30 protein-coding genes are annotated in these 20,691 nt (G+C 45.4%); 14 read left to right on the top strand and 16 right to left on the bottom strand.

The window, feature by feature from the left end; all coding sequences use genetic code 11:
* The first annotated feature begins 8 nt into the window (after positions 1-8).
* Positions 9-386 (top strand): VOC family protein, encoded by a 378-nt coding sequence (locus EJA10_RS09115; RefSeq protein ID WP_125479690.1) that lies wholly within the window; start codon positions 9-11, stop codon positions 384-386.
* Between the two features lie 90 nt (positions 387-476).
* On the opposite strand, the gene EJA10_RS09120 is transcribed toward EJA10_RS09115, so the two are convergent.
* Positions 477-896: a GNAT family N-acetyltransferase gene (locus EJA10_RS09120; RefSeq protein WP_125479691.1), complete on the bottom strand. Its 420-nt coding sequence runs from the start codon at positions 894-896 to the stop codon at positions 477-479.
* A 92-nt stretch (positions 897-988) separates the two neighbouring features.
* The gene (locus EJA10_RS09125; protein WP_342773900.1) at positions 989-1,687 is read right to left on the bottom strand and encodes a DUF2225 domain-containing protein; all 699 of its coding nucleotides are present in this window, start codon (positions 1,685-1,687) and stop codon (positions 989-991) included.
* Positions 1,688-1,857: 170 nt separating this feature from the next.
* Between EJA10_RS09125 and EJA10_RS09130 the strand changes: the two genes are divergently transcribed.
* Positions 1,858-2,220, top strand: a complete 363-nt coding sequence (locus tag EJA10_RS09130; protein WP_125479692.1) for a HesB/IscA family protein — start codon at positions 1,858-1,860, stop codon at positions 2,218-2,220.
* A 39-nt stretch (positions 2,221-2,259) separates the two neighbouring features.
* Here EJA10_RS09130 and EJA10_RS09135 read toward each other — a convergent pair whose 3' ends face one another.
* Positions 2,260-3,255 carry an NAD(P)/FAD-dependent oxidoreductase gene (locus tag EJA10_RS09135; protein ID WP_125479693.1) on the bottom strand — a complete coding sequence of 332 codons (996 nt, stop codon included), beginning with the start codon at positions 3,253-3,255 and terminating at the stop codon, positions 2,260-2,262.
* Between the two features lie 375 nt (positions 3,256-3,630).
* Between EJA10_RS09135 and EJA10_RS09140 the strand changes: the two genes are divergently transcribed.
* The 4 genes from EJA10_RS09140 to EJA10_RS09150 all read left to right on the top strand — a co-directional run bounded on the left by EJA10_RS09140 (position 3,631) and on the right by EJA10_RS09150 (position 6,443).
* Positions 3,631-4,848 carry an NAD(P)/FAD-dependent oxidoreductase gene (locus tag EJA10_RS09140; RefSeq protein WP_125479694.1) on the top strand — a complete coding sequence of 406 codons (1,218 nt, stop codon included), beginning with the start codon at positions 3,631-3,633 and terminating at the stop codon, positions 4,846-4,848.
* Positions 4,849-5,209: 361 nt separating this feature from the next.
* A complete protein-coding gene (locus EJA10_RS09145; RefSeq protein WP_125479695.1) occupies positions 5,210-5,692 on the top strand; it encodes an NUDIX hydrolase in 483 nt (160 codons plus the stop codon).
* 155 nt (positions 5,693-5,847) lie between these two features.
* Positions 5,848-5,973: a YuiA family protein gene (locus EJA10_RS23320; protein ID WP_170169099.1), complete on the top strand. Its 126-nt coding sequence runs from the start codon at positions 5,848-5,850 to the stop codon at positions 5,971-5,973.
* Between the two features lie 149 nt (positions 5,974-6,122).
* Entirely contained in the window at positions 6,123-6,443 is a 321-nt protein-coding gene (locus EJA10_RS09150) for a YuiB family protein (protein WP_125479696.1), read from the top strand.
* A 187-nt stretch (positions 6,444-6,630) separates the two neighbouring features.
* Here EJA10_RS09150 and EJA10_RS23325 read toward each other — a convergent pair whose 3' ends face one another.
* Positions 6,631-6,768, bottom strand: a complete 138-nt coding sequence (locus tag EJA10_RS23325; protein WP_170169100.1) for a hypothetical protein — start codon at positions 6,766-6,768, stop codon at positions 6,631-6,633.
* Between the two features lie 537 nt (positions 6,769-7,305).
* On the opposite strand from EJA10_RS23325, the gene EJA10_RS09155 reads away from it, so the two are divergent.
* Positions 7,306-8,016 (top strand): 3D domain-containing protein, encoded by a 711-nt coding sequence (locus EJA10_RS09155; RefSeq protein WP_125479697.1) that lies wholly within the window; start codon positions 7,306-7,308, stop codon positions 8,014-8,016.
* Between the two features lie 38 nt (positions 8,017-8,054).
* Here EJA10_RS09155 and EJA10_RS09160 read toward each other — a convergent pair whose 3' ends face one another.
* Both EJA10_RS09160 and EJA10_RS09165 read right to left on the bottom strand, forming a co-directional pair.
* A complete protein-coding gene (locus EJA10_RS09160) occupies positions 8,055-8,822 on the bottom strand; it encodes a cobalamin-binding protein (protein ID WP_125479698.1) in 768 nt (255 codons plus the stop codon).
* 15 nt (positions 8,823-8,837) lie between these two features.
* Positions 8,838-9,311, bottom strand: coding sequence for a divergent PAP2 family protein (locus tag EJA10_RS09165; protein ID WP_125479699.1), 474 nt, complete (start codon positions 9,309-9,311; stop codon positions 8,838-8,840).
* 131 nt (positions 9,312-9,442) lie between these two features.
* Here EJA10_RS09165 and EJA10_RS09170 point away from each other — a divergent pair, with 131 nt between their 5' ends.
* The 5 genes from EJA10_RS09170 to EJA10_RS09190 all read left to right on the top strand — a co-directional run bounded on the left by EJA10_RS09170 (position 9,443) and on the right by EJA10_RS09190 (position 13,928).
* Positions 9,443-9,820 carry a DUF309 domain-containing protein gene (locus tag EJA10_RS09170; protein WP_125479700.1) on the top strand — a complete coding sequence of 126 codons (378 nt, stop codon included), beginning with the start codon at positions 9,443-9,445 and terminating at the stop codon, positions 9,818-9,820.
* Between the two features lie 86 nt (positions 9,821-9,906).
* Complete coding sequence (locus EJA10_RS09175; RefSeq protein WP_125479701.1) at positions 9,907-11,415, top strand: leucyl aminopeptidase; 1,509 nt, start codon at positions 9,907-9,909, stop codon at positions 11,413-11,415.
* A 224-nt stretch (positions 11,416-11,639) separates the two neighbouring features.
* Positions 11,640-12,953: a Na+/H+ antiporter family protein gene (locus EJA10_RS09180; protein ID WP_125479702.1), complete on the top strand. Its 1,314-nt coding sequence runs from the start codon at positions 11,640-11,642 to the stop codon at positions 12,951-12,953.
* A gap of 95 nt (positions 12,954-13,048) precedes the next feature.
* On the top strand, positions 13,049-13,645 hold the full coding sequence (locus tag EJA10_RS09185) for a sulfite oxidase-like oxidoreductase (RefSeq protein WP_125479703.1): 597 nt from the start codon (positions 13,049-13,051) through the stop codon (positions 13,643-13,645).
* A gap of 94 nt (positions 13,646-13,739) precedes the next feature.
* A complete protein-coding gene (locus tag EJA10_RS09190; RefSeq protein WP_125479704.1) occupies positions 13,740-13,928 on the top strand; it encodes a hypothetical protein in 189 nt (62 codons plus the stop codon).
* Positions 13,929-13,991: 63 nt separating this feature from the next.
* Here EJA10_RS09190 and EJA10_RS09195 read toward each other — a convergent pair whose 3' ends face one another.
* Positions 13,992-14,348, bottom strand: coding sequence for a YuzC family spore coat inner layer protein (locus tag EJA10_RS09195; protein ID WP_125479705.1), 357 nt, complete (start codon positions 14,346-14,348; stop codon positions 13,992-13,994).
* Positions 14,349-14,542: 194 nt separating this feature from the next.
* Here EJA10_RS09195 and EJA10_RS09200 point away from each other — a divergent pair, with 194 nt between their 5' ends.
* Entirely contained in the window at positions 14,543-15,166 is a 624-nt protein-coding gene (locus tag EJA10_RS09200; protein ID WP_125479706.1) for a DedA family protein, read from the top strand.
* A gap of 18 nt (positions 15,167-15,184) precedes the next feature.
* Here the strand turns inward: EJA10_RS09200 and EJA10_RS09205 are convergent, their stop codons facing one another.
* Positions 15,185-15,367: an asparagine synthase gene (locus tag EJA10_RS09205; RefSeq protein WP_125479707.1), complete on the bottom strand. Its 183-nt coding sequence runs from the start codon at positions 15,365-15,367 to the stop codon at positions 15,185-15,187.
* 99 nt (positions 15,368-15,466) lie between these two features.
* On the opposite strand from EJA10_RS09205, the gene EJA10_RS09210 reads away from it, so the two are divergent.
* Complete coding sequence (locus EJA10_RS09210) at positions 15,467-15,853, top strand: hotdog fold thioesterase (protein WP_125479708.1); 387 nt, start codon at positions 15,467-15,469, stop codon at positions 15,851-15,853.
* Between the two features lie 193 nt (positions 15,854-16,046).
* Here the strand turns inward: EJA10_RS09210 and EJA10_RS09215 are convergent, their stop codons facing one another.
* From EJA10_RS09215 to EJA10_RS09250, 8 genes are all read right to left on the bottom strand, one after another.
* The gene (locus EJA10_RS09215) at positions 16,047-16,388 is read right to left on the bottom strand and encodes an FAD-dependent monooxygenase (RefSeq protein ID WP_170169101.1); all 342 of its coding nucleotides are present in this window, start codon (positions 16,386-16,388) and stop codon (positions 16,047-16,049) included.
* Positions 16,389-16,530: 142 nt separating this feature from the next.
* Entirely contained in the window at positions 16,531-17,193 is a 663-nt protein-coding gene (locus EJA10_RS09220) for an FAD-dependent monooxygenase (RefSeq protein WP_125479710.1), read from the bottom strand.
* Between the two features lie 135 nt (positions 17,194-17,328).
* Complete coding sequence (mnhG, locus tag EJA10_RS09225; RefSeq protein WP_125479711.1) at positions 17,329-17,703, bottom strand: monovalent cation/H(+) antiporter subunit G; 375 nt, start codon at positions 17,701-17,703, stop codon at positions 17,329-17,331.
* The gene (locus tag EJA10_RS09230; RefSeq protein WP_125479712.1) at positions 17,681-17,971 is read right to left on the bottom strand and encodes a Na(+)/H(+) antiporter subunit F1; all 291 of its coding nucleotides are present in this window, start codon (positions 17,969-17,971) and stop codon (positions 17,681-17,683) included. Before EJA10_RS09230 ends, mnhG begins: the two co-directional genes overlap by 23 nt.
* Positions 17,971-18,447 (bottom strand): Na+/H+ antiporter subunit E, encoded by a 477-nt coding sequence (locus tag EJA10_RS09235; RefSeq protein WP_125479713.1) that lies wholly within the window; start codon positions 18,445-18,447, stop codon positions 17,971-17,973. Before EJA10_RS09235 ends, EJA10_RS09230 begins: the two co-directional genes overlap by 1 nt.
* Before the next feature lie 6 nt (positions 18,448-18,453).
* Positions 18,454-19,935 (bottom strand): Na+/H+ antiporter subunit D, encoded by a 1,482-nt coding sequence (locus EJA10_RS09240; RefSeq protein ID WP_125479714.1) that lies wholly within the window; start codon positions 19,933-19,935, stop codon positions 18,454-18,456.
* A complete protein-coding gene (locus EJA10_RS09245; protein ID WP_125479715.1) occupies positions 19,928-20,269 on the bottom strand; it encodes a Na(+)/H(+) antiporter subunit C in 342 nt (113 codons plus the stop codon). The genes EJA10_RS09240 and EJA10_RS09245 overlap by 8 nt, the downstream gene beginning before the upstream one ends.
* Positions 20,269-20,691: a Na(+)/H(+) antiporter subunit B gene (locus EJA10_RS09250; RefSeq protein ID WP_125479716.1), complete on the bottom strand. Its 423-nt coding sequence runs from the start codon at positions 20,689-20,691 to the stop codon at positions 20,269-20,271. The genes EJA10_RS09245 and EJA10_RS09250 overlap by 1 nt, the downstream gene beginning before the upstream one ends.

A 20,691-nucleotide genomic window follows, 5' to 3' on the forward strand; every position in this document is an offset into this window, starting at 1 on the left:
GCTTTCTGATGATTAACAAAATTGGTAAAGTAACTGTTTATGTAAAGGATCAAGAAGAGGCGAAAGATTTCTGGTTAAACAAAGTGGGGTTTGTTTTAAAATTTGAACAAGCGATGGGACCTGGAATGTCGTGGATTGAAGTGGGCCCAAGTGAAGATGAATTTACCACTCTGGTTCTTTACTCGAAGTCAGCGATGGAAAAACAAAACCCGGCTGCTGTTGCGCATCCTTCTATTCTTTTCAGCACCACTGATATCGAATCCGCATATGAGAAAATGAAGCAAAATGGTGTAGAGGCAGATGAATTGCAAAGAATGCCTTTTGGCACGATGTTCTCATTTAAGGACCAAGATGGGAACAACTACTTATTACGAGAAGATAAATAAAGAGGCTTGATAAAAGAGAGCATGGTATTCATCAAAGAATATCATGCTTTTTCTATTGAATAAACAGTAAAAGGAGCACTTGATTATAGATTACTTGGTTTTAAAGTAAATAATCTCCGGGTCTCCCTCGTCCAAATTTTCAATATAACCACTCTCGACAAATCCATTTGCCTTAAATACTTCATGTATTGGTTTATTCGATTGGTTTGTTGAGGAGAAAATTTTACTGGTTGGTGAGATCTCAACAAAATACTGAATTAGGGCTGTGGCAAATCCTTTTCTTCTTTCACTTGCTCTAATAATGATCAAGCCAATAAAGCTTTGCTCAAAGAACTGTGTATCAAAGATCAAAAAACCAGCAATTGAACCCCCATTTTTAACGACTATGCACCGGTCTTCTTCAATCGCTTTGTTTATCGATTCACGTCGGCTATCATTGCCGATTACCTCAAAATCGATACTTACTAATACATCTAGATTATTTAGTTGAGCCATTCCTAGTGATGCCATAGTGCAGCCTCCTTTTTCTTACATTAAAAATTCGACTTTTACTATATTAATCCTCCCATAAAAAAAAGCAGCCCCAATTGGACTGCTCCTTGTTATCCCTGCACCAATTTCTGTTCCTCGCGTATCTCGTGCCAGCGGTCTTTGGCGAGCTGGATGATTTGAGGCTCGACGGATTGTTTTTGTTTTTCGATGACTTTTGAGAAAAAGCGGACTGCATCCTGTGAAAGGCCGGTTTTTCTGGATAATTCGCCTAGGAGGTAAATCAGCCGCAGTTCGGAGACTTGTGTGCCTTTATAGTCGCCGGTGCTGTATGATTGGGTGTATTCCTTCAAAGCCAGTTTCAGGAATCTCGTTTCCTGATCATGCTCGTCCATTGAGCGGTAAAGCCAGGCCAGTCTGATATACAGTCCTGCTGTCACAATATGCTTTTCTTTTTTCAAAGTGGAGCAATACGCTGCAAGCTTGAAAGTACCCATTGCCTCCTGTAATGTGCGCTCATTGCCATAGTCACGCGGGTTCCAGTTGCTGGAGATTTTCTCCTGGATGATTTGTTTGGCGCCGGGTGGAAAATAGGCGCTGAAGTCTTCGGTAAAGGAATAGCCGCAATTCGGGCAGACGTTCACATAATAGAAATTAGGATTTTCAAAACCATCGGCATACAGTGGGGCAAAGTCAGAATCAAAACGGAGGACTTTCACAAAGCGGGAGCGAACTTTTTTAGTCGTAAAAGAATGATCGCATATGGCGCATGTGTACTTTTTATCATAGAGTGGTACTAGTTGAGACATCATCGTCACCTGCCGAATCTCCTATATTTTTTTAAAAAAGTGTTTGGGTATATTATACCAATAATAATAGCTTGTTGGGGCAGAAAAATGAGTAATTTCTTTTTCAGCCTGATTGGTTGAGGATTGGAAAAAGTGTGAGTATACTATAAGAAAGGGATCAAGGAGGTTTTATTGTGGATAACATTGTGATTCTTACAGAAGAAGCTGCATTGCAGATTAAAGATATGATGAAGCAAAATGAAACAGAGGATGCGTACCTGCGTGTTTCTGTTAAGGGTGGCGGCTGCAGCGGCCTGTCTTACGGAATGGGTTTTGCTCATGAAGTGGAGGAAGGCGATCAGGAATTGGAGCAGCATGGGATTAAAATCCTTGTGGATAAAGATTCCGCTCCTGTTTTGAACGGCACGAAGATCAGCTACAAGCAGTCATTGATGGGCGGCGGTTTTACGATCGACAATCCAAACGCAATCGCATCATGCGGCTGCGGCTCAAGCTTCAAGACAGCGACAAACGCTGGAACTCCTGAAGATTGTTAAAAAAGCAAGGTCCTCGGACCTTGCTTTTTTTATAATGTCTTATTTAAACATGGATGAGCTGTGAAGCGGCTGTGTCTTCGCCTTTGGATCCATATAGGACTTTGCGTTGTTTACCGCTGTTGGAGCTTCACCGAATCCTGTCGCAATCAATTTGACTTTTCCTTCGTATGTGCAGATATCGCCGGCAGCGTATACGCCTTCGATATTTGTCTCCATTTTGGAGTTTACAACGATTGAATTCTTTTCGATTTCAAGGCCCCACTCCTTGATTGGTCCAAGGGAGGAAACGAAACCGAAGTTGCAGATGACTGCGTCAACGTCAACCGCTACTGTTTCGTCGCTGTTTGCGTCCGTAAGCACGATCTTGCTGATTTTTTCACCATCGCCGACAAGCTCGGCAGGTACATAAGGAGTTTTGATATCAACCTTTGAATTTTGCAGGTTTTCTACACTGTGCTCGTGTGCGCGGAACTTGTCGCGGCGGTGTACAATTGTCACCTGCTCAGCGATTGGCTCCAGCATCAATGCCCAGTCAACCGCAGAATCTCCTCCGCCAAGTACGGCAACCTTTTGGCCGGCGAACTGGTGAAGGTCATCGATGAAATAGTGCAGATTCTTGCCTTCATATTGGGCAGCGCTTTCAAGTTCAAGTCTGCGAGGCTGGAAAGCACCGTTTCCGGCAGTGATGATTACCGTTTTTGTATAATGAACTTCTTTGTCAGTTGTTAACTTGATTGTTCCGTCTTCCAGTTTTTCGAGCTTTTCCACAGATTGTTCAAGAGCTGTCGCAGGCTCGAATTTCGCCATTTGCTCCTTCAGGTTGTTGATCAGCTCCTGGGCACGGATTTTTGGAAATCCAGCAACATCGTATATGTACTTTTCAGGATACAACGCTGATAATTGTCCGCCAAGCTGCGGCAAACTTTCAATAATCTTCACTGATGCTTGTCTCATTCCGCCGTAGAAAGCAGTGAAAAGACCAGCAGGCCCCCCGCCGATAATCGTGATGTCATAAACTTTTTGATCTTCTTTCACTCCATATCCCCCTCACTATGTAGTAAAATTGCTCCACTATTAATAATACCATAAATTGAAAAAATAAACTCTATATCATAATGGCTGAATGCTTGTGGAACACTATATTTTATAAAAAATAGGCGAAGAAGTTGGTAAAAATAGTGAAATCAGCCTATTTTCTGAATATTTCTAAGTTAACTCAATCGCTTGAAAATAAGGTTCAAAAAGAATATTATGGATGGTAGGCAAGAATGTTAAGATTTTGTGACATTTTTACGGCATTTTTTTGAACATTTTAGTGAATGATATCACAAACTTATCCAGAAATAGATGGCGGCAGATAGAGATGAGCCATTCGACCAAAAATATTTTAAAAAGGTGGAAGTGATCACTTTGAGAAAGCCAAAGATCGTAATTTTAGGAGCAGGATACGGGGGATTAATGACAGCTACCCGTCTACAAAAAGCTGTTGGAGTAAACGAGGCTGACATTGTCCTTGTCAACAAGAACGATTACCACTATGAAACTACTTGGCTGCACGAAGCATCAGCAGGAACACTGCATCATGACAAGGTGCGTTACGATATCCGTGATGTCATTGACCGCCATAAAGTTGAGTTCGTCCAGGGTACAGTAGAAGAAATCAAAATGGATGAGAAGCGTGTAATCCTTGAGAACGGCGACATCCTTTATGATTACCTGGTGATCGCCCTCGGTGCTGAACCTGAAACATTCGGTATTAAAGGCTTGAAAGAGTATGCTTTCTCTATCGTCAACGTAAACTCAGCAAGACAAATCCGTGAGCATATCGAATATCAATTTGCGACATACAATACAGAGGCTGAAAAGAAAGATGAGCGCCTGACGATCGTTGTCGGCGGCGCCGGTTTCACAGGAATCGAGTTCCTTGGCGAACTGACAAACCGTGTTCCTGAACTTTGCCGTGAATATGATGTGGATTACCATAAGGTAAGGATCGTCTGTGTCGAAGCAGCTCCAATGGTCCTTCCAGGATTCGACTCTGATCTTGTGAAATACGCTGTCGCTCATCTTGAGAAAAAAGGTGTGGAATTCCGCATCGGCACAGCAATCAAGGAAGCAACTCCTGAAGGCATCATCGTTGCAAAAGGCGAGGAAGAAGTGGAAGAGATCAAAGCTGGTACTGTTGTCTGGGCAGCAGGTGTACGCGGAAGCTCTGTCATCGAAAAATCAGGAATCGAAGCCATGCGCGGACGCGTTAAGGTTCAGCCTGACTTACGCATTCCGGGATCAGATGATGTATTCATCGTTGGCGACTGCTCATTGATCATCAATGAAGAAATCAATCGTCCATATCCTCCGACTGCACAAATCGCAATGCAGCAGGGTGAAGTCTGCGCAAGAAACATCGCAGCTTTAGTCCGCGGCAAGTCCGAGATGGAGTCATTCACACCAGATATCAAAGGAACAGTATGTTCACTCGGTGAAGATGACGCGATCGGTGTAGCATTCGGCAAGAAGATGGTTGGCACGAAGGCTTCATTCATGAAAAAAATGATCGACAACCGTGCGCTATACATGATTGGCGGACCATCATTGGTTCTTAAAAAAGGTAAATTCAATATTCTTTAATCTATAGGCCCTATAATAGGCTATATATATATTTATTTTAACACCCGTTGATTGTAGTGGAAGGTGCGAAGACTCCTCCGAAAATGCTAACGCATTTCCATCGTGCGTGGGTTCATTCGGGGAAGCCATTCAGGTCCTGCGAGATCAGCTGGAAGGTGAGACCCCGCAGGAGCGAAAAGCGACGAGGAGGCTCACCGCCAGCCTCGCGGAAAGCGAAGCGCCTGGAACGAAAATCAACAGTTAAATTTGGCAAAACAGGCTTCTTCACGGAGCCTGTTTTTTTGCGTGCTTATAATCAATGACGAAGACAGGCAAATAAGATAAAATCTTAAGTATCTATATATAATGGGTTGTGATTGTTATGGGTAAAAGAGAGAATGTCTGGCTGGGAGTAGCAGGAGTCGTGATTGCAAACGATGGACGGTGGCTGGTTGTTAAAAAAAGGTACGGCGGTTTGAAGGGCAGCTGGTCCCTGCCAGCGGGCTTTGTGGATGAAGGGGAAACGGTGGATGAGGCGGTGATCAGGGAGGTACGGGAGGAAACAGGGGTGGAGTGTACCGTAAAGGGTCTGATTGGTGTTCGGACAGGAGTGATCCGAGAGTCCATCAGTGATAATATGCTGGTATTCCTGCTGGAGCCGCTGCCAGCTCAGCAGATCACCACCCAGGAAAACGAATTATACGAAGCAAGATATATGTCCCCGGAAGAATTAAAAACGGATTCCAAAACTTCTATGCTGCTTCACTACCTCTTGGATCAGCCTGCCTGGAATGCAGTAAGCTGCCAGGATGGCAAGAACCCGGGTGACCAGTTCCATTACACGGCATATAAATTATTTTTATAATTTTCTGAAACTTTGAGAAAGTGACAGAAAAACGAAGAAAAAATGGGATGTATCCGTTTTCAATCACTGTTTTTCGCCGAATATGAACCTTTTCAAAAACAAAGATTCTCTGATATATTATCAGAAAATTCAATTATAAAAGGAGAGGTTCATAAATGACGATGCATACACACGACTCAAAAGAATGTCCATATTGCTCTGGCAAAGGGTACTTCCAATTGCTGCTCGGCGGTTCAGAAACATGCTCATGCTGCAGCGGCTCAGGCAAATCAAAAAAATAATCGAAATGCATCCTTGACCTTCGCATCAGCGAGGTTTTTTCTTTTTTTTAGGGGATCATCTTAGAGGTTCTTGCTCAAGGAGAAGTCCAACATTGACTGTAAAAAGGACAAACAGTAAACTAGAAATGATGTGTAATGGGGGGATTTAGATGCTGACAATAGTAACACTCATCATTTCGATGCTGCTGTTTTTCGTCCTTTTTTTCGGGATTGGTTTCTTACTGAATATGCTGTTGAGGATGTCGTGGATCATGGCGGTGGTTTACCCGTTGATCGCAATCTTCATCATTGATAAATATCCGTTTATCGATTATTTCCGAAATAGCGGAGAAGCTTTCAGGGACCTCGGGCAGAGAATTTCCGAGCTGGCTGTCGCAGACGTATTGATTTTAAGCAGCGGCATGGCCGGGGCCATCCTCGCAGGAATTGTGATCAGGCTCCTGCGCAAAAAAGGATATCAAATGTTTTAAAGAAAACGACCTTCATTTATTTGAAGGTTTTTTTGTATTGTGAAAACTTTCCAATAAGAAAAATCCTACTAATGTTATCGTTGATTGAAGCGGAGCCCGCTTGACTTCTAGGGGACTAGCGGTCAGGTGAGACCCCGCAAGAGGGAAGCGATGTGGAGACTCATCTCACACCCCAAGAAAGAATTGCTTATGAAAAAGACGGCAGTTGGTCTGTTTCATATTCTTCCAGCGGAGGGCAAGCGGCTGGAGAGGAATCCAGCCAACTTCGGACATTTTCACTGCTTCTCCACTGGAATTTGTCCGAAGTCCTATCAACTTCGGACATTTTCAGCGCTCCTGCACCGGAATTTGTCCGAAGTCCTGCCAACTTCGGACATTTTCACCGCTCCTGCACCGGAATTTGTCCGAAGTCCTGTCAACTTCGGACATTTTCAGCGCTCCTGCACCGCAATTTGTCCGAAGTCCTGTCAACTTCGGACATTTTCACCGCTCCTGCACAGGAATTTGTCCGAAGTCCTATCAACTTCGGACATTTTCACCGCTCCTGCACCGGAATTTGTCCGAAGTCCTATCAACTTCGGACATTTTCACCGCTCCTGCACCGGAATTTGTCCGAAGTCCAGCCAACTTCGGACATTTTCTCTGCTCCCATATGATCGAAGTCCTAAAGCAACAAAGTTTACGTAAAGAGCCTTTTTTTAATACATAAATACATGGATTATGATAACAATAATCTTGACCAACAGTCATTTTTTTACTTTTAATGGAAGTGTAAATAGGTATTTAGGCACTTTTTTGCTCCTTTTGGAATATTTCTTGTTACGTTGGGAAATTAATAGTTTTGGGAGGAGTGAAAAATTATATGAATATTTTAAAAATGTGGGCCAGACGCTCAGCGATGGCGGTTTTATTTTTTGCTGCCATAACATCGACGTTCCATTCGATCTCAGGAGTTGAAGCATCAACTGTTGCTACATACGTTTTTGACAGCGAGGGAGCAGAACAAGACGGGAATTCTACTTTTGATCATAAAAAGAAATCTGTTGGACTTGCGTTTAAATTCTTGAAAAAAGTATCTGATTTCACTACAAAAATCTCATCAAGCGAAAAGGTTGCCGGCACACCGCCGACACTGGAGGAAGCCCTGAACTGGTCTCAATATCCTACCAAAACGATTGTAGCGACCGGCTACACTGCGGGTATTGAATCAACGGGCAAAAACCCCGGGCATCCAGGATACGGAATTACATATTCTGGTGTAAAGGTGAAACGTGACCTATATTCGACGATTGCAGCAGATCTGAACGTGTTTCCGATTGGGACCATCCTTTTCATCCCTGGCTACGGTTTTGGCGTTGTCGCTGACAAAGGCGGAGCGATAAAAGGGAACAAAGTAGATTTGTATTATGATACGGTGAAGGATGTATACGAGAAATGGGGCAAGAAGACTTTGGATGCATACATAATTGAAATGGGCAACGGCAAGCTGACAGAAGCCGATTTAAAAGCGCTCAATGAAAATGAATCCATGCAAGTATTCCGCCAGCAGTATATCAGCGGTAAAAAATCATAATAAGTATAGGCACTTTCCCAAATAGGAAGGTGCCTTTTTTAGTCATGTATAAGCCCGTACAGTTTTTCCAGACCATCAAGAAGCCGTGGCGATGGGCGGCAATACAATTCTTCTTCGAGAATCAGGATGCGGTCATTTCGAACGGCATCAAGCTCGTTCCATCCCGGCCGGTTCGTAATCAGATCCTTTTTGATTTTCTGTTTCCTGACTCCGACCCAGGCGATGCAGAGAAAATCGGGATTTCGTGATTTTACGTCATCCCAGTCCGTCTGCACGCTGGCCAGCTCGACATCTTTGAAAACATTTTCGGCGCCTGCAGCTTCTGATACCTCGGTCAGCCAGTTGATGCTGCCTGGAGTGAACACGGGTTTCGGCCACCATTCCCAATAAAGTTTAGGCTTGTGTGCGGCTTTGCTTCCCTTTTGCTTGATGTCATCAAGACGCTTGCAGAACTGGGATGCGGCTTCTTTGCCGCGTTCAGGCATATTCAGGGCATTGGCCGTGGCAATCAGGTCGTTTTCTATGTCTGCCAGGGATTGCGGGTTCAAGATGATATGTGGAATATTTCGCTGTATTAAGCCTTCAACATTTTTCTCCATTCCCGGAACACTCAGTGAAGCAAGAACGAGGTCTGGTTTCAATTCCTCGACCATGTCAAGGTCAATCGAAAGGTCCGGGCCAAGCTGCGGCAACGATTTTACACACTCAGGCCAGTCTGAAAAATCGTCCACCCCGACAAGGAGGTCTGTGAGCCCAAGGTATTCCATGATCTCGGTATTGCTTGGGCATAAGGATATGACTCTCATGAACAACACCTCCGTTTAAATTAGATAGTGCAACAATAATGTCAAGGTGATTCCGGTCAAACCTCCAAAAAATACCTCGATTGGCTTGTGGCCGAGCAATTCCTTCAGTTCCTTCTGTTTTTCCTTCTCGGGTTTATCCTGCCAACCCTTTGCCTCCTGTGCGAACCGGCTGAAGTCGGAAACCAGCTGGTTAAGGACAATCGCTTGTTCCCCAGCCTGCCTGCGGACACCTGATGCGTCAAACATCGTAATGATCGCGAAAACGGCCGAAACGGCGAAAACAGCCGAATCCATGCCTGTCTCAAGCGCCACACCAGTTGATAACGCGGTAACAGCGGCCGAATGGGAGCTTGGCATTCCGCCCGTGCTCGTCAGCAATGACCAGTCGATCCTCCTCGTGGCGATATATTGGATTGGGACTTTAACGAACTGCGCAAAGAAAATCGCGGCAAGCGAAGCCCATAATGGAAAGTTTGTTAATAATTCCATGGCTGTTCCTCCTAATGTCAGATAAGCTGTTTTCTGCGTCATTGCCTAAATTATATTTATTTGTTTCATTATAACGAATTGAGGCAATTTGTTAAAATAGTTCTAATCACTCTGGGATGGAGGTGAATGGATTGACAGATTTTCCCGATGAATACTATGAGTTCTTTATTAAATTCAACGAAGGCGATTATTATACCTGCCATGACTTGCTTGAAGATATGTGGATGACCGATAAAGGCAATTATTTTTTAAAAGGCCTGCTGCAGATGAGCGTTGCAATTTATCACTACAGTTATGGTAACGTCAAGGGAGCCCGGCTGATGATGCAGGCTGCGCATGACTATTTGCAGTCCTACCGTCCAGTCCACTGGGGGCTCGACCTCGAAAAAGTCTATCCCTTCATCGAGGAATGCCTTGGGACCTTTCCGCCGCATGTAGATCGCGTTCCCTATGATGAAGTCGCGCAGCTGCCGGAGCTTCCTGTTTTATTTTTGTATCTGGAAGACTGAAAATTGTTACGATCAACTCAATTAGGAAGTCGAAATATTTTAAGAGTTTCGATATAATGGAACTATACATTCGGAGGTGAAGGAATTTGTTTAAAGTACTTGATCAATTTGATTTTACAAACAGCCATGACTGTCTGGTAGTCGGCCTGTTCAATAAGCCATCAGGAGTGGAAGGCGTCCTTGGCGAAGCGGACCAGCTTTTCGACGGCCAGTTAACGGAGCTGATTAAAAGCGGGGACATCTCTACTAAGAAAAAAGCAATTACGAAAATACATACTTTCGGAAAAACCGGTGCACGAAAAATTTACTTCGTTGGGTTGGGACATGAAAAAGAAATCAATTTTGAAGTGCTAAGGGACGCTTTCGGCCGTCTGTTCAAGACAGCTAAACAGGAAAAGTGGACCGAAGCTGCTGTGCTTCTCGATACGTTCACAGGTGGGAAAGTCGAGCTGAATGATGCTGCCCATGCGTTGGGTGAGGCGTTCCCGATGGCGACATACGAATTCGAAGGCTATAAGCAAAAATCAAATGAGCCTGAGAAGCGTATCGAAAGCTTGACCGTGTACAGTGCCGATGAAGAAGGGGATCTTGAAATTGCCCTAGAGGTCGGCTATGTCTTCGGAAAAGGAACGAACTCTGCGCGTACGCTCGTAAATACACCAGGGAATCTGCTGACAGCCACTGACATGGCGGAATATGCTTTGAAGCTTGCTGAGAAATATGAGTTCGAAGCAGAAGTGCTCGAAAAAGAGGAAATGGAAAAGCTCGGCATGGGTGCACTGCTTGCTGTAAACCAGGGCTCAGCTGAACCGCCTAAAATGATTGTCCTGAAATATCAGGGCAAGGAGGAGTGGACGGATGTCATCGGATTAGTCGGCAAGGGCATCACGTTTGATACTGGCGGCTATTCGATTAAGACGAAAGCTGGCATCGTTGGCATGAAATCCGACATGGGCGGCGCTGCAGCCGTGCTTGGAGCGATGGAAATCATCGGCGAAATCAAGCCGGAGCAAAATGTCGTGGCTGTCATTCCATCTACGGACAATATGATCAGCGGCACAGCATTCAAGCCGGATGATGTCATTACATCAATGAGCGGCAAGACAATTGAAGTGCTGAATACCGATGCGGAAGGCCGACTTGTGCTTGCTGACGCGATGACCTACGCCAAGCATCATGGAGCAAATTATTTAGTGGATATCGCTACCCTCACAGGTGGTGTCATCACGGCTCTTGGTTTGCATACATCAGGGGCTTTGACGAACAATGAGACGTTTTTCGAGCAAGTACTGGAGGCATCCTATGAATCTGGTGAGCCAATCTGGCGCCTGCCGCTGTTTGAACGCGACATCGAACGTGTCCGCAGCAGCAAGATCGCAGACTTGAACAACTCACCAGGCGCAGAAGGCCATGCAATCATGGGCGGAGCATTCGTCGGAGAGTTCGCTGAAGGCACGCCATGGGTTCACCTGGATATTGCCGGAACAGCGACGACAAGCAAGGAGTATGATCTTGGCCCAGCAGGTGCCACCGGCGTCATGGCCCGCACACTTGCATTGCTTGTAGAAAGATTTGAAACAGGAGATAAGGAATAATGAATGACCCCAAAGCGAAGGAGCTTTGGGGTTTTTTAGTGTGAATTTGGGTAACTATAGAGAGATAAAACTAAGCTATAGCGGCCAGGCATCCTGAATCCCATGAAAAAATACCAGTTGACAGAAAAAACGAATCTATGATAATTTAATACTTGTCATTTTAATTCTCTACCAATTTACCAAACTAAAGCGAAAAACGAAAAACATCGAGAGGAGCACATAACATGAATGCAGTTGTAGTTGCTGTCCTGGCAATGCTTGTCTTGAGCCTGCTTCGCGTCAATGTTGTATTGGCATTGATTGCGGGAGCGCTCATTGGCGGGCTGACAGGCGGCTTAAGTATAGAAAAAACGATAGAAGTATTTTCAGGAGGACTGGGTGGAAGCGCAGAGGTGGCACTCAGCTACGCGCTTCTGGGTGGATTTGCCGTTGCCATCTCAAAGACTGGCCTGCCAAATCTGCTGGTTGACTGGATCATCAACCTGATCGGCAAGAAAGGCGAATCAAAGGCAAAGACATACTCCAAAGCAATCATTATTATCCTTATTTTAATGATGTCGATTTTCTCGCAAAACCTGATTCCGATTCATATCGCGTTTATTCCGATCCTGATTCCGCCGTTATTGATCATTTTTAACGAACTTAAGATCGACCGCCGTCTGATTGCGGCAGTATTGACGTTCGGACTTACCGCACCATATATTTTGCTGCCAGTTGGATTCGGTAAAATCTTTCATGAGATCCTGGCGACAAATATGTCAGACAGCGGCATGGAAATCAACTTAGGCGATATTCCAACGGCCATGCTTCTGCCTGTAGCAGGACTTGTACTTGGTTTGCTGATTGCGATTTTCGTATCGTACCGTAAACCAAGGGAGTATCAGGACCATCAAATTGTGCAGGTAGAAAAAAATGAATACTCAAAACTGGGAATCATTTTCTCATTCATCGCCATCATTGCTGCACTTGCGGCTCAAATCATTTTTGATTCAATGATTATCGGTGCGCTTGCCGGTATCCTCGTTGTTTATGCGAGCGGTGCGATCAAGTGGCGTGAGGCGGACAATCTTTTAACAGAAGGCATGAAGATGATGGCCTTTATCGGGTTCGTCATGCTGGCAGCCTTCGGTTTTGCTGAAGTGCTGAAAGAAACTGGACATGTCGACACACTCGTAGCTCAGGCTGCTGATGCCATTGGCAACAACAAAGCATTAGGCGCGCTGATGATGCTGATTGTCGGCTTGCTTGTCACAATGGGAATCGGGTCATCCTTCTCCACGATCCCGATCATCGCGACGATTTTTGTACCACTAAGCCTTCAACTCGGCTTCAGTCCGATGGCTACCATCGCGATCGTAGGCACGGCTGCAGCGCTTGGGGACGCAGGTTCACCGGCATCCGACAGTACGCTTGGACCGACTGCCGGTTTGAACGCCGATTCCCAGCACAATCACATCTGGGACACCGTTGTTCCTACATTCGTTCACTATAATATTCCGCTGATCATCTTCGGCTGGATTGCCGCAATGGTATTATAATCAGTTAAAACAAAGCCGTCTTGCGATAAACCGCAGGCCGGCTTTGTTTATTTTACCTATTAATTTAGGTAGGATAAGACTAAGAGGTGATCAAGATGTATTTTGGAAAAGTACGAAAAAAGGGCCCATCTGACAGGGTTCCTCCAAACCAGAATGTCACGACCTCATTTCCAGTCCTGCATTATGGAAATGTCCCTTACTATAAAAATCTCGATAACTGGACCCTTAAAATTTTTGGACAGGTCGAACATGAAGTGATTTTATCTTATAAAGAACTGATGGACCTGCCTCAGACAACGTCAGGAAACGATATCCATTGTGTGACAGGCTGGTCGAAGCTGGATAATGTTTGGGAAGGGGTATCCACACAGCAGCTGGCAAAGCTGGCAAGGCCAAAAGAGGCGGCCAGGTTTGTCATTCTCCATGCCGAGGAAAACTGGACAACGAATCTGCCAATCGAGGATTTCCTGAAAGAAACGAGCCTGCTGGCCCATTCGCACAATGGCGAAGCCCTGACTCCTGAGCATGGCTTTCCATTGCGGGCAGTCATCCCGCATCTGTATTTTTGGAAAAGTGCAAAATGGCTTAGGGGCATTGAATTCAGCCTTGAGAACAGACCTGGTTTCTGGGAGGAAAATGGGTACCATATGTATGGTGACCCGTGGAAAGAACAGCGGATGACCTGGGACTAGGCTTTTTTTGTACTATAATGGACAAACGCCCATTCAACTATCTCACTGTATGCATATGAAAGAGTATAGGCATAGAAAAGAGGGAGGTAGCTTGATGCATAGAAGAAGACCATACTATGGTGGAAGACGCCCATTTGGTTTTGGTTATGGCTTTGGAGGACCGTTCATCGGCGGCGTGCTTGGCGGCCTGTTAGGGAGCGCATTATTATATCCGCAGCAGCCATATCCGCTCTATACGCCTTATGGATACCCTCCATATGGTGGACCGTACGGATACTATTAATAATACCCTTTAATAAGGTTGAAGCCGCTGTTCCTTGATCTGGACAGCGGCTTTTGCATATTTTTACACCCACCTCAGCTGGGTAATGATATGACAGCATTCCTTTTCATCTACATAATCCACAAAGTTCATAGTGATTCCGTCAGGGTTATAGGTGATCTTCGGCTTTTTCTTGATTCCTGCTGATTGGACGAGCCTTTCAACTTCCTGCTGGTCAGATTTTTGGGCGGCTTCCATTAAATTTTTCGAATAGGAGTCAGAGGTAAGAATTTGCTTCATGACCAGGTTAGCATCGGCCATTAAGGCAATGGCTTTTTCGGCAGAAGTCCTGAACAGGGCAGCATTTACTTCAGGATAGGGGCGCAACCCCAGAGGTGTGTTTTTTTTCAGCTGTTCATCATATAAAAATAAACAATGCATGTGCGCTTCTCCTCCTATCCAGAATGGTCTTTTTCAATGTATGAAAATAATGATTGAAGTATGAAACCTGGAAAAGCTTAAAAGGCTTTAAAATGAAAAAAAGAGGGAATTAACCTCTAAGGGAGAATTGATATACATATACTTCTATAGTGAAATAGAATTGGACCAATGCGGAAGAGAAGGGTGGGGAGCTCATGGATTTGGATCTAGTTATTGGCGTCATTGAAGACAGAGGCTATCTTGGGCTGTTTTTGTGGCTATGGTTCGGGATGTTCGTCATTCCCGTCCCGAATGAAGTGCTGTTGATGACAGTCGGTTTTGCCTCCTCCAACGGCGCGCTGACACCTGTCCTGGCTTTCCTGGTTTCATATGCAGGCATTTCAGCTGCTTTCACGACAACCTATTTGATTGGAAGAATTGTGGGTCCACGGCTGCTAAGATACTTAAAGAAGAAGAAAAGGTTCGCCAACTCCATTGAATCCTCGATGAAGCTGATGGAGAAGTATCATGCCTTTTCACTGTCCTTAAGCTGCTTTGTTCCAGGAGTGAGAAATCTGGTACCATTGCTGTATGGCTTCAGCCGTCTGCCGTATAAAACGTTTGCAGTTTTTGCATACAGCGGCGCTTTCCTTTGGGTTACAATCATGTTCACTCTTGGCTACTTATTCGGAGATAAAATGGACACAATCATGAAGTACAACGAAGAATTATGGCTCGTTGTCCTGGGAGCAGCCGTCATCACCGTTTTCATCATGGTGCGAAGGAAAAAATGGAAGGTTGCCCAAAAGGCGATGGTGCAGGAAAGGCAGCCTAAATAGCCGCCTTTTTTGTTACTTTTAAATTTCATTCCGATGTTCGACCAGGTCAATGGCACCCAAGACGATATGAGCTAATCCAAATCCGAATACAGTGTTGGAGATCATTTTATCGATACTGCGATTTTGCTTCATAGCGTATCCAGCAGCAGTAACAGCTGTTCCAAGGACAGCGGGAATCATGCCTTCGCGAATTCGGTTCATCCGGATCACCTCAAGTTAGGAATGTGTCCATTCAGGACAAACCTAGTTTCCCCGATTCTCACCGCAAGTTGTTTGCCAAATCTAAGGAGGTTAGCAAATATGGATTTACATAACACCCTGCTCGGCTCACTGGGAATTGAAGTGACAGAGCTGCAAAAAGGAAAGGTCATCGCAACGATGCCTGTGGATGAACGGACAAGGCAGCCGTTTGGCCTGCTTCACGGAGGAGCCTCTGTGGCACTGGCGGAAACTGTCGCCAGCATCGGCGCATTCGAACTGGTTGATCAGGAAAATGAAGTCGTCGTCGGCCTCGAAATCAACGCCAACCATATCAAAGCGAAAAGAGACGGAATCGTCACTGCTGTAGGGACAGTAGTGCACCAGGGGAAAACAACGATGGTCTGGGATATTAAAATCATGGATGAAGAAGAGAACCTGGTGTGCATTTCAAGATGCACCATTGCCGTCATAAAACGCCGAAAGTAAATCAGCCATAATGGCTGATTTTTTTGATATGGCCCTGCTCATATTCATGTTTAAATGACATTTTAGAAGCTATGGCCAATCGAAATGTCTAATAAAAGTGATTTCATGGCCATTTTATAACCAAGAGCCCTCGCAATTGTCCAATAAAGGTTTAAACCTGCGACTGATCAGTAAACCGCGGAAAAGTCTTTCCTTACAACTCCTCCTCAATCTCAATGATTTTCCTCAGCTTCCCGCTATGGTAGGAGGCAGGGGTCAGCTGCATCATTTTATTGCGGAGCGAGCAAAGGAGGGGGAAATCAATCCTTGCTGCCAGTCCGTATAATTTCATATCATCTTTTATCCGCTTGATCCGTTCCTGCCTATGCTGCTCATACTTTAGGATCGCATCCTCAACAGGGCTGACGGTACTGACCCACTTCGCCAGATAGACGGCATCTTCAACCGCCTGTGATGCTCCCTGTCCGATATTGGGAATGGAGGCATTTGCAGCATCACCGAGCAGAATAATCTGGCCTGTGTGAATATGTTCCACATTCTTAACCTCATATAATTTATCGAAAAGGATGTTCTCGGGAGCTGTGCTTTCGAGTAGTTCCTGAATGGGTTCATGGTAATAAAAGAAGTTGAACAGCAGGTCAATAGGGGTCCATTTGGCTAAATCTTCTCTGGTGTGTTCAGCTTTTTTTGAACACATACCAATACAGGCGATTGCCTGGCATGGGCGCTATTCCGAACCGTCCCCTCGGTCCCCAGGTTTCCGAATACATAATCGGCTCTATTGATGGCGCCTCGACGATTCCTCTCCAGCAAACATAGCCTGTATAGTGGAGTTTACCATCAGGCATATACTGTGACCTGATTCTGGAGTCTGCTCCGTCACAGCCGATTACGAAGTCTGACACGGCCTGGCTTCCATCCTGGAAAGATACATGGATTTTATGTTGGTCCTGTTTTAAATCGATTAGAAGTTTATTGAAGTGAAGTGAGCCGGGAAGGAGTGCGTCTGCTAAAAGTGTGTGAAGGACTGATCGCTGGATGAACAGATAGTTTGGGATATGGGTTGGAGCATCATAGTTGAATTCAGCGATGAGTTCGCCTGAATGTGATTTTAATTGACAAATGTCAGAGGCTAATCCATACTCCAGCAATTTAGGACCCAGGCCGAGGATATAGAAGGCACGTACTGCGTTCCCGCATAGGACAATGCCTGTATCGGGCGCATTCATCCCGGAAGCCTGTTCATAAACTTCCGCACGGAAACCTTTACGCTGCAGGGCAAGTGCTGTACTCAACCCGCTTATTCCTCCGCCAATGATCGCGAACTCGGCTTGAACCATGACTGTAAGCCTCCTTTCAGCTTATTCACCCTAAATATACGCCAAGCCGCAGAAGAAGGGTATGGATAAAGATTGAACTTTTCCAAAAATAAAAAACCATCAGGGGTGGATTACCCTTGATGGTCGATTGAGTATTTACTTTTGTTGATCCATCGCTGCCAGGGTTTTTTTTGCCGTTGCCAAATCATCCTGTACGGTCAGGTCTGTCGGTTTTACGCCAGAATTATAGGCAGCCCTGCCGATTAAGTGGCCGGCAACTGGTGATGTGAGCAGGATAAACGCAATCCCGAGCAGCAATCTTGAATTAAAGTGGTTTTCAACAAAATAAAAATAGATAAAAGTACCGAGAAGCACAAACATGACCCCTAATGTCGCACTCTTGGATGCCGCATGGTTCCTGGTGTAGACATCAGGAAGCCTGATCAGGCCAAATGCCGTCACAAGACTTAGGAATGCACCTAATAAAATGAAAATCCCAGCAAAAAACTTAGCTATTTCCAGATCTGTCATATTCCATGATTACTCCCTTCTCAAGATACTTTGAAAAGGCTACTGTCCCAATGAAAGCCAGGATCCCGATCAGCAGGATAATATCCAGGAAGGCACTGGTTTCGAGCAGTAACGACACGAGGGCTACAACCGACACAAGGCTGATTCCAATCGCATCGAGGGCAACAACCCTGTCTGCAACTGTCGGCCCCTTGATGACACGGAAAATCAGGCCGATCATCGCCAAAGATATGAATGTCACTGATATCCACAAAATAGCCTCAAACATTATCTGCTCACCTCCATGATCGCTTTCTCGAACGTATTCTTGATTCCCTGGATCGCTTCATCAATGTCGCTGACATCCATCGCGTGTACATACAGGATTTTGTTGTCGGGCGAGACATCGATGACAAGGGTTCCTGGTGTCAATGTAATCAGATTGGCGAGCACTGTGATCTCCCAGTCCTCCTTGAGCTCAGTAGGAAGGGCGAAGATCGCCGGCCTGATATTGAGCTTAGGTCTTAAAATGACTTTCAGGACAGCTATATTCGATAACAGTAATTCTCTTAAGAAAATATAGAGAAGATTTAATACAGCCACAACCCTTAACAAGTAAAACCGCGTATGGAAAAAACGGCGGAACATATAGATGATGAGCAGGCCTAATAAATATCCGACAAAAAAGGAGGCCGGTGAGTAGGATGTTTTAAGGAACATCCATACAAATGCCAGAATGAAGTTCAGCAAAATTTGAAAAGCCATAGCTCATCACTCCTTTAAAACTGCATTGATGTATATTTCCGGATTGGCGAGTGTTTCAGCAGCCATTGAGATGACCGGATAGATTGCTTCGGTCCCGAAACCATAGAGGACGGCGAAGGCTGTCAACAGGGCCGGAGCGAACAACAGCCACTTGACTGGTGCATTCTCTTCGTTTTTGTACGCTCTCGGCGCTCCCCAGAACCCTCTGATGAAAATCTTCATGACCGAGAATAGGACCAGCAGGCTGGACATCAGAACAAATGCCGCGCCAATATAATCTTCTGCTTCAAAACCGGAACGCACAATCAGGAGTTTGCCTGCGAAACCGCTCAGCGGAGGTATGCCTGCAAGTGCAGCCGATGCAATGAAGAATGTCCAGGCAACGCCGGGATACCTGTGAATCAGCCCGTGAATTTTATTGAGGTCGCTCGTCCCGGTAATGCTGATGACAATTCCAATCAGCAGGAAGAGAGCGGCCTTGATATTCATGTCATGGATGATGTAAAAAACAGAGCCTGCGAGTGAATTCTCTGTAAATACGGACACTCCGAACAGGATGACACCGACCGCGACAATGATGTTATAGATCACGATTTTCTTGATATCCGTGAATGCTACTGCCCCAATGACACCGGCAATGATCGTCAGGATGGCCATTATCTGCAGAAGCTCATGCGTATATCCTGTGTCATGGTAAAAGAACAGAGTATAGGTCCTTGTGATGGAATAGACGCCAACCTTGGTCAATAAAGCGCCAAACAGGGCCATGACAGGAGCCGGCGGTGCGTAATAAGAGCCCGGCAGCCAGAAATAAAGCGGGAAAATCGCTCCTTTGAGACCGAATACGATCAGGAACAATACAGCGATCACGGTAATGATCGTCAAATCGCTGACCTCGCTTAGCCTTAAAGAAATATGCGCCATGTTCAGGGTGCCGACCACTGAGTACAGGTAGGCGACGGCAATGACGAACAGTGCAGATGAAATGATATTCACGAGAATGTATTTGATTGACTCGCGAAGCTGGATTTTGGTGCCTCCCAGGACAAGCAATACATAAGAAGACATAAGCATGACTTCAAAAAAGACGAACAGGTTGAAAATATCGCCTGTGGTGAATGCGCCATTGACCCCGACGATCAAAAAGCTCACGACAGGATAATAGTAGAATTTTTCCCGTTCCTCACCGATTGACTTGAATGAGTACAGCACCACGAAGAAAGAAATGATGCTTGTCGTCAAGACGAGCAGTGCCGAGAACATATCTGACACCAGCGTGATGCCGTATGGTGCTTCCCAGTTGCTGAGATGCATGGTCTGGATGCCATCCTGGTAAACATGGCTTACAAGCATCCCGGCAGCAACGATCATGAGCAGGAAGCCTGCTGCCGAAACCCAGCGCTGGACCGGTATATTTTTTGTGAAAAAGATCAGTATAACCCCGGTAATGAGCGGGATTAAAATAGGTAAGATGATTAGATTATTCATGTCCTTCCTTTCCTCTCAAGCGATCCATATTATCAGTCCCAAGCTCCTGGTACGCGCGGTAGGCCAATACCAGGAAGAACGCTGTCACGCCAAAGCTGATGACGATGGCAGTCAGGATGAGAGCCTGGGGGAGAGGATCTGCGTAAGCAGGCGCATTCTCACCAAGAAGCGGTGCTGCCCCTCTCTTCAAGCCGCCCATGGTCAAAAGCAGAAGATGGGCTCCGTGGCTCAGCAGCCCGGTACCGATAATGATCCTGAGCAAGCTTTTCGAAAGCATGAGATAGGTTGCTGTCATAAACAAGATACCAACAAGAAAAGCCATTAAGATTTCCATTATTCGCTCTCTCCTATCGTTTGAATAATGGTCATTGTCACACCAATGACAACCAGGTATACCCCGGTATCGAATAATACCGCAGTATGCAGGGAGGTTTTCCCGAGCAGCGGCATGTTCACGTACGTATAGGCGTGTGTCAGGAATGGCATATCGAACAGCAATGCTCCTGCACCCGTTCCTATCGCAAAAAGAAGTCCAATTGCTGTGAGCTTAATATAATCAATTGGGAGAATCGACTTTACTGTCTTGATATCGAAAGCCAGCAGCAAAAGGACGATCGCTCCTGATGTCATCAATCCGCCGATGAATCCGCCGCCAGGATAATAGTGTCCTGCGAAAAATAGATGGATTGAAAACAGGATGATGATGAACAAGGTAACTTTGGTAACCGTCTGAAGGATTACATCGTTGGTTTTCAT

This window comes from Mesobacillus subterraneus (genome assembly GCF_003937825.1).
Classification (GTDB): domain Bacteria; phylum Bacillota; class Bacilli; order Bacillales; family Cytobacillaceae; genus Mesobacillus; species Mesobacillus subterraneus.